General features: G+C 55.3%; 13 protein-coding genes. 4 read left to right on the top strand and 9 right to left on the bottom strand.

Annotated features, from left to right (window positions below):
* Positions 1 to 187 precede the first annotated feature (187 nt).
* Entirely contained in the window at positions 188 to 361 is a 174-nt protein-coding gene (gene rpmF / locus U9M73_RS04365) for a 50S ribosomal protein L32 (RefSeq protein WP_009222962.1), read from the bottom strand.
* Positions 362 to 420: 59 nt separating this feature from the next.
* Positions 421 to 942 carry a YceD family protein gene (locus U9M73_RS04360; protein ID WP_016312480.1) on the bottom strand — a complete coding sequence of 174 codons (522 nt, stop codon included), beginning with the start codon at positions 940 to 942 and terminating at the stop codon, positions 421 to 423.
* A gap of 194 nt (positions 943 to 1,136) precedes the next feature.
* On the opposite strand from U9M73_RS04360, the gene U9M73_RS04355 reads away from it, so the two are divergent.
* Positions 1,137 to 2,378 (top strand): nucleotidyltransferase, encoded by a 1,242-nt coding sequence (locus U9M73_RS04355; protein ID WP_323076425.1) that lies wholly within the window; start codon positions 1,137 to 1,139, stop codon positions 2,376 to 2,378.
* A gap of 55 nt (positions 2,379 to 2,433) precedes the next feature.
* Here the strand turns inward: U9M73_RS04355 and U9M73_RS04350 are convergent, their stop codons facing one another.
* The gene (locus tag U9M73_RS04350) at positions 2,434 to 3,462 is read right to left on the bottom strand and encodes a SepM family pheromone-processing serine protease (RefSeq protein ID WP_323076424.1); all 1,029 of its coding nucleotides are present in this window, start codon (positions 3,460 to 3,462) and stop codon (positions 2,434 to 2,436) included.
* A gap of 179 nt (positions 3,463 to 3,641) precedes the next feature.
* Here U9M73_RS04350 and U9M73_RS04345 point away from each other — a divergent pair, with 179 nt between their 5' ends.
* Positions 3,642 to 4,862 carry a nucleoside recognition domain-containing protein gene (locus tag U9M73_RS04345; RefSeq protein WP_323076423.1) on the top strand — a complete coding sequence of 407 codons (1,221 nt, stop codon included), beginning with the start codon at positions 3,642 to 3,644 and terminating at the stop codon, positions 4,860 to 4,862.
* Between the two features lie 15 nt (positions 4,863 to 4,877).
* On the opposite strand, the gene coaD is transcribed toward U9M73_RS04345, so the two are convergent.
* The 4 genes from coaD to U9M73_RS04325 all read right to left on the bottom strand — a co-directional run bounded on the left by coaD (position 4,878) and on the right by U9M73_RS04325 (position 7,585).
* Complete coding sequence (coaD, locus tag U9M73_RS04340; protein WP_009222956.1) at positions 4,878 to 5,390, bottom strand: pantetheine-phosphate adenylyltransferase; 513 nt, start codon at positions 5,388 to 5,390, stop codon at positions 4,878 to 4,880.
* Positions 5,383 to 5,985, bottom strand: a complete 603-nt coding sequence (rsmD, locus tag U9M73_RS04335) for a 16S rRNA (guanine(966)-N(2))-methyltransferase RsmD (protein ID WP_009222955.1) — start codon at positions 5,983 to 5,985, stop codon at positions 5,383 to 5,385. Before rsmD ends, coaD begins: the two co-directional genes overlap by 8 nt.
* 301 nt (positions 5,986 to 6,286) lie before the next feature.
* On the bottom strand, positions 6,287 to 6,739 hold the full coding sequence (locus U9M73_RS04330) for a hypothetical protein (RefSeq protein WP_198136135.1): 453 nt from the start codon (positions 6,737 to 6,739) through the stop codon (positions 6,287 to 6,289).
* A 132-nt stretch (positions 6,740 to 6,871) separates the two neighbouring features.
* Positions 6,872 to 7,585 (bottom strand): glycoside hydrolase family 73 protein, encoded by a 714-nt coding sequence (locus tag U9M73_RS04325; protein ID WP_323076420.1) that lies wholly within the window; start codon positions 7,583 to 7,585, stop codon positions 6,872 to 6,874.
* Between the two features lie 158 nt (positions 7,586 to 7,743).
* Here U9M73_RS04325 and U9M73_RS04320 point away from each other — a divergent pair, with 158 nt between their 5' ends.
* Positions 7,744 to 8,301, top strand: coding sequence for a hypothetical protein (locus U9M73_RS04320; protein ID WP_323076419.1), 558 nt, complete (start codon positions 7,744 to 7,746; stop codon positions 8,299 to 8,301).
* 103 nt (positions 8,302 to 8,404) lie between these two features.
* A complete protein-coding gene (locus U9M73_RS04315) occupies positions 8,405 to 9,082 on the top strand; it encodes a tetratricopeptide repeat protein (protein ID WP_323076418.1) in 678 nt (225 codons plus the stop codon).
* A 79-nt stretch (positions 9,083 to 9,161) separates the two neighbouring features.
* Here U9M73_RS04315 and U9M73_RS04310 read toward each other — a convergent pair whose 3' ends face one another.
* Both U9M73_RS04310 and U9M73_RS04305 read right to left on the bottom strand, forming a co-directional pair.
* Complete coding sequence (locus tag U9M73_RS04310; protein ID WP_323076417.1) at positions 9,162 to 12,323, bottom strand: MMPL family transporter; 3,162 nt, start codon at positions 12,321 to 12,323, stop codon at positions 9,162 to 9,164.
* A complete protein-coding gene (locus tag U9M73_RS04305) occupies positions 12,320 to 12,769 on the bottom strand; it encodes a MarR family winged helix-turn-helix transcriptional regulator (protein WP_260071216.1) in 450 nt (149 codons plus the stop codon). The genes U9M73_RS04310 and U9M73_RS04305 overlap by 4 nt, the downstream gene beginning before the upstream one ends.
* Between the last annotated feature and the right edge of the window lie 120 nt (positions 12,770 to 12,889).

Below are 12,889 nucleotides of genomic sequence, written 5' to 3'. Positions count from 1 at the left end.
AACGTTCCCTTATATGTAATAGTTGGCGAAGCTTTTCTTTAGAACCTGGTACTAAAATGTAGTATAAAGCATCCCGTCCCAAAAGAAAAGCGAAATTGCCATAAACCTGACGGGAGGCCGTGACAACAAAGACAAAAAAAATAGCACCTCATCGAAATGAAGTACTACTTTAAGTTGTTGCCTAAGCTTATTGGCCAATGATTTCTCTCGATTTGTAAGTTCCGCAAACTTTGCAAACGTGGTGAGCAAGCTTCAATTCTCCGCATTGTTCACATTTTACCATGCCCGGCACAGCCAATTTGAAATGCGTGCGGCGTTTGTCGCGGCGCGTTTTGGACGTTCTCCGTTGAGGTACTGCCATGGTTCCCACCTCCTTATTCAAGTCAACCCTAACCGGGGCTTTATTTCTTGTTTACTTGCTTATTTTTTGAAAAAATCGCCGAGCGCTGCGAGTCGCGGATCGATCTTATCCGTATTGCAGCCGCAATCCCGCTCGTTCCGATCCGTTCCGCAAACCGGGCACAGCCCTTTGCAAGATTCCTCGCACAGAGCGGCATACGGAAGATGAAGCAACAGCGTCTCTTCCACGTACGGCACCAGATCGACTTTGTCGTCGGCGACATAATGCAAGTCATCGTCTTCTTCCTGCGCCTGTACGTCTGTCTCGGGATCGTCGCCTTGTTTGAAGCTTTCTGAAAACTCCGCTTGCACGACCTGCTTCAAGGGCTTCAGACACCGGGAACAGGTCATATCGAGCTCTGCAGTCAGCTGGCCTTTGACATCGACAACGTCTCCGCCTGCGGCTTCCGCCTGCAAATCGACCTGAAGCGGACTGATCGCGGTAATGTCCCTGCGACCTTTAACGACATGGCTTACGTCCAAGGCTTGATGAATCTTCACCGGAGCTCCGGACGAGTTCACCTGACGTAAATGAATAATCATCAGCATCACTCCAAACAAACAAAAGTTATTATACCGATTTTAAGTAAGTTTTGTCAACAATAAAGCGATTTTCCCGCGGAAAAGCCGCAGCCGATTTCATCCTTGCCGTACCGCGGGGATTTCGTGGTATATTGTGGTATATTCATAAATAAAAAATCGAAACTATCACCCCGGAGAATAAGGAGTCGAGTCCTTTGAAGATCGTAGGGATCATCGTTGAATATAATCCGCTGCATAACGGTCACGCCTACCATTTCGCCGAGGCCAAGCGACTGACTCAGGCGGACGCGGTCATCGCCGTGATGAGCGGCGATTTCCTGCAGCGCGGCGAGCCGGCGCTTGTCGACAAGTGGGCGCGGGCCGAGATGGCCCTCCGCCTCGGGGTCGACGTGGTGCTGGAGCTGCCGGTCGCCTACGCGGCCCAGCCGGCGGAGTGGTTCGCCTACGGAGCCGTGGCGTTGCTGGATGCGACGGGGATCACGACGCATCTGTGCTTCGGCAGCGAAGCCGGCGCGCTGACGGCGCTGCTGCCGCTGGCCGAGCGGCTGGCCGCCGAACCGCAAGCGCTGCGGGCGGCCCTCGCGGAGGAGCTCGCCACCGGGGCGAGCTACCCCGCGGCCTATGCGGCCGCAGCCGCGCGTACGCTCGGCGGCAGCGCCGCCGATACGTGCGCAGCGCAAGCGCTGCTGGAGCAGCCCAACAACAGTTTGGGGCTGCACTACCTGATCGCGCTGCGGCGGCTGGGCAGCGGCATCGCGCCGGCCACCGTCCGGCGCCGGGCCGCGGGATACGGCGATGTCGCGCCAACGGACGCGAGCATCGCCAGCGCCACCGCCGTGCGGCGGCTGATCGCCGGCGGCGGCCTTGCCGCGGCCGCGCCGTATCTCCCGCCGTTCACGGCGGAGGTCCTCGCCCGCGAGTTCGCGGCGGGACGCGGGCCCGTGACGTGGGAGAGCTTGGCCGCGCCGCTCTTCCATCAGCTGCTCCTGGCGTCTCCGGAGCAGCTGGCCGCCCTTCACGAGGTGACCGAAGGGCTGGAATACCGGATCAAAAAGACGCTGCCCCGCTTGGCAGAGCCCACCGTCGCCGAGCTGCTCGCGCAGCTCAAGACGAAACGCTACACGCATACGAAACTGCAGCGCACGCTGCTGCATATTCTCTTGCAGCATCCCCGCGAGTTGCTGGCGCCAGAGGCGCTCGCTCAAGGCCCGGGGTATCTGCGCGTGCTTGGCTTTAGCGCGGCCGGGCAGCAACTGCTGAAGCGGATGAAACAAACGGCCCGGCTGCCGATCATCACCCGGGCTGCTGAATTGGAGCACCCGCAGCTGAATCTCGACATTCGGGCCGCTGCCGTATATGCGAATGCTATGCCAAAGCGCAGCGCGGAGGAGCTGCTGCGCGAGTACCGTCAGGCGCCCATTCGCCTAACGGATTGATCGCTAAAAGCGCTCTAAGCCTCCCGCCGCCGAACTGGATTCGCCCGCCCTTGGATTATGACGCCTTCGGCTCCAACGAAGCCAAATAATCCAAGGCATCGTCCAGCTTCTTCACCGGGACGAGCTTCATCTTCGAACCGATTTCTTCTGCTTTGGCCTTCGCAACCTTATAATTTGCCTCCGGAACAAAAAATATTTCCGCCTTCTCCCGATCCGACGCCACGATCTTGAACTGGACGCCGCCGATCGCTCCCACGGTGCCGTCTTCGGCGATGGTGCCGGTGCCGGCCACCCGGTAGCCTTTGCTCAAGTCCCCCGGCGTCAACTGATTATAAATCTCAAGCGTAAACATCAAGCCGGCCGATGGACCGCCGATCCGCGTGTCAGCAAACTTCACTTCCTTGGCCTGATCCGCTGCCTGTACCTTCCGCAGCTCGCCTACCGATACGCCTAAACCGACCTTGCGCACGCCGTCAGCCGATTTGATCTCCACGAGCTCCACCTGCTGGTCGATCGTTTTGCCGCCGCGTTCCAGGCGGACATCGACCACATCCCCCGGTTGATTGTCCTGCAGCAGGGCGCCGAGCTCCTCAAACCGTTTGACCGGCTGTCCCTTTACCTCTCGAATAATATCCCCGGAATGAATATCCCCCTTGGGCGGGCTATCCTTAGACAAGCCGAAGATAAACACGTACTCCGGGACGATATCGTACTTGACGCCGGCTTTATTATAAGCCGCCATGATCGCATTCGATTGGGAGCTGCTCATGTAATACCGCTGCTGCGTTTCGTACTCCTCGTCATTGCGATCCGCTTCCTTCTTCACGATCTCGGCATGCTTGTTGAAGCGAGCCGCCGCCAACATCCAAACGTTGGCGTAACTGACGGAAACCGTGGTCAGCATAAAAGTGCCTTTTTCCTCGGGATCTCCCGACGGGATGGAAACCATCGGTTTGATTTCCTCTGCCGTCCCCGGCTGATTGATCATATACGGGGTAGACATGTAGGCGACAACATAGACGATCACCGCAAGGATCAGCACATACAGTCCCGATTTTAACGCTTTGGCTCTGGATGGTCGCATCCCGTTCTCCTCCCTTCCTGTGCGGCGGCGAATCCGCGTCTCCCTCAGCCCGCCGCTTCTCTGCATGCACCCGCCATGCGAAACCGGTAGTCTGTCCTTCGCTGCTGATGCATAGCATGTACTATGCGTGATTTTGCTATCGGTCTTTATCTAATGACAAAGAAGGTGGATCTATACATATGAACTTCCAACGTTTGGCCGCCAGCCCGCTCTCCACGTGGCTAACCGGATTTTTGGCCGTTTTGGTCGTCATCTGCGTCGTATATGCCCCCGGCGAAGCGTTTAAAGCTTCGGGGGAAGGCTTAGCCATTTGGTGGCGCATCGTGTTCCCAGCCTTGCTGCCGTTTGTCGTCCTGTCGCAAATGCTCATCGCCTCCGGGTTCGCCCACGGGCTGGGCACGCTGCTGGAACCTCTCACCCGCCGCGTTCTGGGCCTTCCCGGCTCCTACGGCTGGGTGTTGCCGCTTGGGATGACAGCCGGCTTCCCTGCCGCAGCCGAAGCTGCGGTGACCCTGCATAAGCAGGGCAAGGTCACCGCGCGTGAAGCCGAACGTCTCGCCGCGGCAGCTCACTTCTGCAGCCCGATGCTGCTCGTCGTTGTGATTGGCGCAGGCTTCTTAAGCCGCCCTGAGGTCGGCTTGCTCTTGCTCGCCGTGCACTGGATTGCCGGCCTCGCCGCCGGCGTTACGCTGCAGTTGGTGTTCCCAGACCGCTCGAAATCAGCGGTGTCTCCGCCGGTAAAGCCTGCAGCCAGGCCGCGTGAATCCATCCTGCGCCTGGCCATGCGCCGGATGGAGGAGGCCCGCCGCGAAGACGGCCGCAGCTTTGGCAAGCTGCTGGGCGACGCGGTCGCCTCGGGCGTTCAAACGCTGATGATTATCGGCGGATATATGCTTATTTTCGCAGTCGTGATTCACGTTATTCTGCTCGCGTTCCCTAATCAAACAATGGCCGTTGCAGTGAAAAGCGCTCTCGAGGTCCATTTAGGCTCCTATGCCCTGTCCGGGCTGGCCCCTTCCCTTCCTCCGGCCCTCAGCGCCTCGTTACTGGGTGCGGTGCTAGGGTGGAGCGGCCTATGCGCTTACCTGCAAGTGCGTGCCATCCTCGGCCCCGCAGGCATCGGAGAACGGTCGTTCCTGCTCAGCCGTCTGCTCCATGCAGCTTATGCTTATGTCCTGACCCTGCTGCTGTGGAAGCCGGTCACCCGCTGGCTGCCAAGCGTTCTCCCCGCATTTGGCGGCAGCGAAGCCTCCCCAATAGGAAGCGACACCCCGGCCGTCAAGCTGCCCAGCTGGCAGCAAGCGTTCGGGGTGATGGAATGGCAGCTGTGGATGCTGACATTGCTGACGGTTGGCTTCTTGTCCATCGCGCTCCTGTGGCGGCGACAAGAGAAACCTTAAAGCTCTGAGCCTTGCTTAGCTCGGCCCCAGCTTATCCTTGAACTTCTCACGCAACGCCATCTCAACCTCCGGCGGAACGAGATCGCTGACATCGCCGTGGAAGCTGGCTATCTCCTTGACGACGCTGGAGCTCAAATACGAATATTTGGGATGCGTCATCATAAAGATCGTCTCCACCTCACTGTTCAGCTTATGATTCGTAGAAGCCAGCTGCAGCTCATATTCAAAGTCGGTGACGGAGCGAATGCCCCGGACGATCACATGGGCTTGTTTGTAGTCCATGTAATTGACCAGCAGATCCCGGAAGCTGTCAATTTCGACATTAGGAAGATGCCCGGTCACCTCTCTGAGCAAGGCCTTGCGCTCATCGACCGTAAATAACGGCTTCTTGCTCAAATTGTTCAGCACGGCCACGATCAGCTTGTCAAACTGGCGCGAGGCCCGCTGGATGATGTCCATATGCCCTTTCGTTACAGGATCAAAGCTGCCCGGATATACCGCCACTCGCGGTTGCCGCTGTTCACTCATGTTGTTTTTCCTCCTGATCGTCGGTTTGAACCGTGTTCAACTCGGTATCGTAAGTATAAATGGATACGGAAGTCTCCCCGTATTCCGCTTTACGTATTTGCACAAAAGGCCCAAACCGCTCAGGATAAACATACGAGGCTTCGTATTCGAGCACGATCGTGGCCTCCGGCTTGAGCAGCTGCAGCTCGTCCATCTGGGTCATCAGCGCATCCCCGTGTTTCAGGCGGTACGGCGGATCCAAGAACACCAGATCAAATGACGCCTCCCGTTTCGCCAGAGCTTTCAGCGCACGTTCAGCGTCGTTTTTGTAGACTTCAGCCATGGTCTCGAATCCGGTCGCCTTCAAATTCTGACGGATCGTCTCAATGCTCTTAAAATCTTTATCGATAAACACCGCCTTGTCCATGCCGCGACTTAACGCCTCAATCCCGAGACCGCCGGTTCCGGCAAACAAGTCCAGCGCGGAGCCGCCGTCGAAATACGGACCGATCATGCTGAATATCGCTTCTTTGACTTTGTCTGTGGTTGGCCTGGTCCCCATGCCGGGTACGGCTTTGAGCGACCTGCCCCGGGCTCGGCCCGAAATAACTCTCATCGATTTGTTCACTCACCTTTTATGCCTGGAAAATTCCTGTCGATATCGTACCATAATCCGCCTTGGAATGAAAAATGAAAAAATCATCGAACTTTTTTGCGAATGGAGGTATAAAACCCCTCTGCCCGGACACACTTAGAGTATCGACATCACCAAATGTCGTAGACAACCGCGGAGAAGACTTACGTTTCCCCATAAGCTCTTCGTCCGGTTTCTCCTCTCCCATGATGGGCATCCCGCAAGGGATGCCCGGACAAAAGCCCTTGTAGCAAGGAATTCTACGAGGGCTTTTGTCCTTTTTTTATTTCAGCTTTAGCTTCGCGAAGTAACGATCTACTAACTCCTGTCGTAAGTTGCTCGCCTCTTCACCGGATGAAGCCGGGCTAATTAACCAAATCTCCGCATCGGGGAACTTCGGGTGGGTCAACTCAGGAGGGAGCTCTGACTGAGGAATGGACCACGCGATGCGTACCATCTCTGCATCGAAATAGCTTGCCCCAAGCCGAATCAAGTTAGCGCCTTCATAACGATGTCCGGACCCGTTGACGAGGAAGCAATTATCATACACCTGTCCGTTAATCTTTACTGCACCCTTAAATTGGGCGTTTCGTTTGTCATAATACCCGTCTAACGAAAGATGGACCGGCGGTGCAAAAGTCGGGTCCTCCTCCATCCAGGCCGCACCGTCAAAGGTTTTCGTCACCTTCACTGGAGATACGTTCTCGATATACCACCATGTATACATTGCCAGCAACAAAACCAATCCGGCAACCGCGGATATCCATAATCGCTTGCGAATCGTTACTCCCTCCCTCGCGGCAGTTCCTTAATCTTCCAACCCATCGTACCACCGGGGGACGCTGATGACAACCGTCTAAGTCCTGGCTTATATCCCCTTGTCAAACAAGCCCCGACGGTGCATCACGGTAATGATTCGGTAAAAATCCACGCTGCCCTGCTCCGGGTTCATCAACAGCGGATCGTCCTTGCTGTATTTCACCGCCGCCTCCACCGCTTCCTTGGCCCAGGCGGGAATCCCCGGCTTTGTCCATTTCTCCAACTCGGCGATTTTCTTCGCCTGCGCTTGGACGAGGTCTTGAAGCGCTGCAAATTGTTTTTTCTCCTCTGCAGTCATCGGTTCATCTCCCTTCGTTGCATCATATTGCGTCAAGCTGTAGGTATTCATCAACTGGATCAGTTTGTTGGCATATTGCGGATCCGTCGCGTATCCGGCCGCTGCAACGGCCCGCGCCGCTTCCGGACCTGTCTTTCCAATCGCCCCGGCATAGCGCGGCGCCGATAATAAACGGGCGTGATCCGCAATCGATTCTGCCCATGACCGGTATTTGCGAAAAGCCGCGTTCACCGTCACCGCTTTGCCGCCCCGATACTCGGTTGTGGGCAGAATCAAGCTGCCTGCCGGACCGGTGCCTTTTAACCCAAACAGGTTATTGCCTTGGACAGCAAGACGACTGGTCCCCCAGTTCGATTCCAAAACGGCTTGGGCGATCGTCAATGAAGCCGGAATCCTGCTTTCCTTCGAGCTGGCGACGGCAAGGGGGGCGATTTTCTGAATAAACCCGTTTTTATCCAATCGCATTCACCTCCACCATAGTTTATGTATCCGGTTGGACGAGGGATTGGACCCTTACCTTGACGGCCTCGGGATCTGCTTAATTCGATGTATAGCCGTGAATTCGAGGGGTAACCTAACGATGGTTTCACAACCTAACTTAACTTTAGGAGGATCCTTAGCAGATGTACAACAATGTCAGTCAACAACTTCGTGAGATCGAACAAACGATGCGCCAGCTGGAACAGCAAACCCGTCAAGCTACGATGATGTACCAGCAAATGCTGCAACAGGAACAACAAAACGCGATGCAGCTGGAAGAGCTGGCTCAACGCGAGCGTAGAGCCGTGCAAGTGATTCAATCCGCACTCCAAGGGCATCAAACTGCGATGCAGCAGTATCAACGCGTAGCACAGCTTGCGAATCAACTGGAAAGCAGCGTAAACTCGATGTCTGGTTTCGGCACGAGTTATACCCAGCCTAGCATCGGTCAAACCTCCTACAGCACGCAAGGAATCGGTCAAAGCAGCTATAGCGGTGGCAGCATCGGCTCTTCCATGAACAGTCACCAGCCAAGCTCCACGCACACCAGTTCTTTGAGCTCCATCGGCTCCAGCGCTGCCAGCTCCATGGGCTCCTTGGGTTCCGCAGGCTCCATGAACTCCACGGGATCTCACACCTCGGGTTCGATCTCCGGTGCAGGTTCGATCGGCTCCACAGGCTCGTTTCGCAACTTCCAATAAATCAATGTGACAGCCGCCTCGAGGCGGCTGTTTTTATTTTTTCCTCGTCCTCCTTCCCCTGTGATATAATTGGAAATTATCATGTGATTGCGGAGGACTTTTCATGAGTAAGATATTCCTGTTTTTTCTCTTGTCTTGGCTGCTAGGCAATCCGTTTCTCGCCATCATCGTCTTGCTCCTCATCCTTTACTTCATTGATCGGCGATATGTTGGGTTGTTTCCGAGCCTGAGCAAACCGATCAAACGCAGCCACAATATAGGTCGTCTCCGGCAGCAGTTGGCCGCAAGCCCCTTCGACGTCTCTGCCAAACGCGAGCTTGCCCGCTTACTGCTGGAACGCAAGAAATATGCCGAAGCTCATCGCTTGCTCGAAGAGGCGAAGGACTTCTCTGAGTCGTCGGCAGAGTTTTGGGATGACCTCGGGACGGCCTGTTTAGGACTGGGACGGATCAAGGAAGGGGAAGCGCATATTTTGCACGCCCTAAGCCTGAACGAACGGGTGAAATACGGTCAACCTTACCTGCGCCTCGCCTCCGCCTTCCGTGAGCGAGATCCGCAGAAAGCGCTGCAATACGCCGCGCGGTTTGGCGAAATCCAATCCTCCTCCAGTGAAGCGTATTATTTGCTTGGCTGCTTGTATCAGTCGCTGGGCAGCAAGGAAGAGGCAAAACGCGCTTACAAGGAGTCGATTGAGGTGTACCGTTCTCTACCGAAATATAAGAAGCGTCAAGAGCGCGGATGGGCGCTGCGCAGCTTCCTCAAACGCAGCACGCTTGGTTAAGGTCAAGGTATCCACAACAAAACGCCGGCTTCCCTCCAAATTGGAGAAGAAGCCGGCGTTGCTTTTGTACACCTGCGGTTTACAGATTTACACTGTTCTCTTGCTGCGTCCCTTCGCCGAAGCGGCGGTGAAACGGCCACCAGTTCGCTTGCCCAAACAGCTTCACCATCACCGGGATGAGGAACGGCAAAACGACTACGGAGTACAGCACCAGGCCAGTTAACACCAGCGTGGCGATTTGCAGCATGGACAGCACGCCGGACGGATACATCGAGGCCATCGTCCCGCCAAGAATGATCGCTGCGGACAAAATCACCGTCCCCATATTGCGCATCGAATGCAAGATCGCGTCGCTGACGTTCCACTCTTTGTTCTCGTTAAAGCGGTCCATCAGGAAGATGCTGTAGTCAACGCCCAGCGCTACCAACAGAACGAAACCGAAGAATGGCGTCGCCCAGCTCACGCCGGAGTACCCAAAGACGTCGACGAAGACCCACTCCGTAAACCCGATCGAAGCGTAGAACGTCAACACCAGGGACAAAATGATGTAGACTGGCATCACCAACGAACGAAGCAATACCACCAGGATAATGAAGATCCCAGCCAGCATTAAAAAGACGGTGCGCGTATAGTCGTTCCCCGAAATCGTCTTCAGATCGTTAAACGTACTCGATACGCCGCCGATCGCGATGTCGGCGTTTTCCAGCGGCGTCCCTTTCACCGCCGTTTGCACCGCAGCTTCCACTGCATCGATCTGGTCAATCGCTTCCCGGCCATAAGGGTTGCTGGAGAAGACGACTTCAAGCTTCATGACTTTGCGGTCCGCGGACAGATACGTATCGAATACTTGCTCGATCTGTTCGTTCTCCAGCGCTTCCTTCGGAACGTACCAGCCGTCCAGACCGTTGTCCGTGCTTCCAACCTCCGTCAAGTAGTCCTTGGCAGTTGTTAATCCGCCGGACACTTGAGCCAGGCCGTCAACGCTTTGATTCAGCCCATCAGTAAGCTGCGTGATTTGACCGGAGAATTCGCTGAATCCGCTTTGTACTTGCTGTTGCCCGTTTTGAATTTGCGCCAGACCGGATTCGACTTCAGGCAGCTGCCCCACGATCTTGCCTTGACCCTTGGCAGCCTGATCCAATCCCGTTTGCAGCTTCGCCAGCCCAGCAACGATTTGGTCCAGGCCCTCAGCCAACTGCTTCCCGCCGGCTGCCGCCTGCGCGTAGCCTTGGTTAGCTTGATTCAGCCCGGCCGCAACCTGCTCAAGCTGTGCTTCGATCTGCTGAAGCCCGGCCGTCAGTTGCTCCAGACCTTTGCCGGTTTCCAATACCGTCGTGCGAATCGTTAAATAATCTGGATCCGACGCTAAATCAGGATATTTGCCCTCCAGGCTGCTGAAGCGACCCGTCAAGGCGGCTAACCCCTGCGAAGCAGCCCCCAAAGGTTCGCGGATTTGCGTCAGACCGTTACCCAGGCCGGAAACCCCTTGAGCCAACTGCTGATAAGAGTCAAGCAGTTGATTGTGGGCGTTCGCCAAATCCTCAGCGCTCTTTTGCGCTTGTTGTAATCCTTGCTTCAACTGGCCGGCCCCAGCCGAACCTTCACGAATCCCTTTCTCGATCGCGGTAAGACCTCCGGACAGCTGAGAGATTCCGTCCTTCAGCTTCGCGGTACCGTCCACCAGCTTCCCGGTGCTATCGGCGGCTTCCTTCAGCTTAGGGGCGTTTTCCGACAGCGCCTGGCTGGCTTCCGCTAATCCGTTTTGGATCTTACCCAGCCCTTCGCCGCCTTCGCCTAATCCTTCACCGACGGTCTTCACCTGATTGCTTAATGCGAAATCCTTGAGCACTTCCCCTGTCGGGCGGCTCATCCCCCGAATGCTGGCAACGCCATCCGTTTTCTCTACCTCGCGGCTGATCTTCTCAGCGAGTGCCATATACTCCGCATTATCCATGGGCTCGTCATTTTTGATCACGATGGTGGACGGCAACGACTCACCGGGTTCAAAGCTTTCGGAGATGATGTTATACGCTTTGACCGATTCATATTCGCCGCCGATTTCCTCCATACTGTTGAAGGATACATTGCCGGTGTACGTAATCACGAACGGTACCGTTACAGCAGCAACGATCAACAGAGCTGCCCATGGACGCTTCAAGGAGAAGCGACCGATGGCGCCCCAGAACCGGTTTTCCTTATGTTCCAGCGAACCGCGGACAGGCCAGAACAGCTTGGTGCCCAGCACGGCCATAAAGAACGGCACGACCGTAACCAAGGCGATAAGCATAACCGCGATGCCGACAGCTACCGCTACCGCCGAGCGGTACAACATAAATTGCGATAATCCAATTGTCGTGAAGCCGACCAGGACGGCGAGCCCGGAGAAGAGCACCGTCTTCCCTGCTTTACGGTACGTCTGGACGATCGCCTCCCATTGGTCATCCGTATGCTGCAGTTCTTCCTTAAAGCGGCTGATCAGCAGGATACAATAGTCCGTCCCGATCCCAAACATCACCGCCACCATAAAGATCTGCGTGTACGTCGAAATCGGGAAATTCACCGTATCCACCAGGAACGCAACGACGGATTGGGACACCAGATAGCTGAGCCCAACCGTCAGCAATGGGATAAACGGTGCCACCACCGAGCGGAATACCACGAACAGGATCAGCAAAATAAAGATTACGGTAAAATATTCCGATTTCTTCAGACCCTGCTCCGAACTGACGATCATATCCTCGTTAATTTGCTTTTGCCCGGTCAGATAGTGCTCGACCTTCAGCGAATCGAGGGTTTGATGAATATCTTGCTCGATCTCCTTGAGCGGACGCTGCTCGTCAAGCACCGACAAAGAGGTTAATATCGTTTTACCGTCCTTGGAGATCAACTTATCTTTCGCTTCCGGCGTGCTGAACGGATCGGTAATTGAAGCGATGCCGATCTCCTCCATATGGTCGCGCAGCGCGGAGATGCCTTGTTCAATCTCTTTCTGCTCGGCATCATCGATGCCTTGATCATCATGAAAGACGAGGGCGATCTGAGTCTCTGCCGCTCCGCCCTTCAGCTTGGCCGCCTCCGCTAATATGGCGGAAGCTTCAGAGGAGGAATACCCGTCCGGAACGGTGATCTCCCCGTTCTCCCGCACTAAATTCCCCATGGAAGGCGCCGTCAGCATTAATGCTGCCGCCAAAGCGATCCACAACAGCAAGATCCACCATCTTGCCTTCAGTATGAATCTCATTTTCCCGAACTCCCCTCTCCGACCAATCTGGCTAATCTCTCAAACGCGCTAATAAATCCTTCCACTTCGTCCGCTTCGAAATGCACCAAATACTTCGAAACGGTGCTGATGATCTGATCTTGGACAATGTCGTAATTGCGCTGCCCCTGCTCTGTCATCGTTAAATAAACGACCCGACGGTCGTCTTGATCCCGAGTCCGCTGAAGCAATCCTTTGTCGACCATCCGTGTGATCATCGCGGTGATGGAGCTTTTGCCTACCCCAAACGCATCTGCCAGTTCCGTCGAGGTACATCTGCCGCGGGAGGAAATGTACTTCAAAATCTGAAATTGCTCCATGGTGATATCCTCTTGAATCATGTCGCGGATTTGCCCGTTCAGCCGCTTCGAGACCTCGAAAAAAGCTGCCATATACCGCTCAATCAACTGCTTCGTTTCAAGATTCACCCCTAAATCCCCCTTGTCTTCTGAACAAGAAACATGTCCAGTTAGTTCACCAGTAGAATAGTTCGATAATGAAACTACATATGAAACTATAGGCGATTGCCGCCTGAAAGTCAAATCCCT

The organism is Paenibacillus phoenicis, from assembly GCF_034718895.1.
GTDB classification, from domain to species: Bacteria; Bacillota; Bacilli; order Paenibacillales; family Paenibacillaceae; genus Fontibacillus; species Fontibacillus phoenicis.
The sequence above is the reverse complement of the archived record's forward strand: the minus strand, read 5'-3'. Positions and strand labels throughout refer to the sequence as shown.

Bases quoted from the DNA above. Each gene is read 5' to 3' on its own strand.
- rpmF (WP_009222962.1), bottom strand. From the start codon at position 361: ATGGCAGTACCTCAACGGAGAACGTCCAAAACGCGCCGCGACAAACGC.
- U9M73_RS04360 (WP_016312480.1), bottom strand. From the start codon at position 942: ATGATTATTCATTTACGTCAGGTGAACTCGTCCGGAGCTCCGGTGAAG.
- U9M73_RS04350 (WP_323076424.1), bottom strand. From the start codon at position 3,462: ATGCGACCATCCAGAGCCAAAGCGTTAAAATCGGGACTGTATGTGCTG.
- U9M73_RS04345 (WP_323076423.1), top strand. From the start codon at position 3,642: ATGAACTTCCAACGTTTGGCCGCCAGCCCGCTCTCCACGTGGCTAACC.
- coaD (WP_009222956.1), bottom strand. From the start codon at position 5,390: ATGAGTGAACAGCGGCAACCGCGAGTGGCGGTATATCCGGGCAGCTTT.
- rsmD (WP_009222955.1), bottom strand. From the start codon at position 5,985: ATGAGAGTTATTTCGGGCCGAGCCCGGGGCAGGTCGCTCAAAGCCGTA.
- U9M73_RS04325 (WP_323076420.1), bottom strand. From the start codon at position 7,585: ATGCGATTGGATAAAAACGGGTTTATTCAGAAAATCGCCCCCCTTGCC.
- U9M73_RS04320 (WP_323076419.1), top strand. From the start codon at position 7,744: ATGTACAACAATGTCAGTCAACAACTTCGTGAGATCGAACAAACGATG.
- U9M73_RS04315 (WP_323076418.1), top strand. From the start codon at position 8,405: ATGAGTAAGATATTCCTGTTTTTTCTCTTGTCTTGGCTGCTAGGCAAT.
- U9M73_RS04310 (WP_323076417.1), bottom strand. From the start codon at position 12,323: ATGAGATTCATACTGAAGGCAAGATGGTGGATCTTGCTGTTGTGGATC.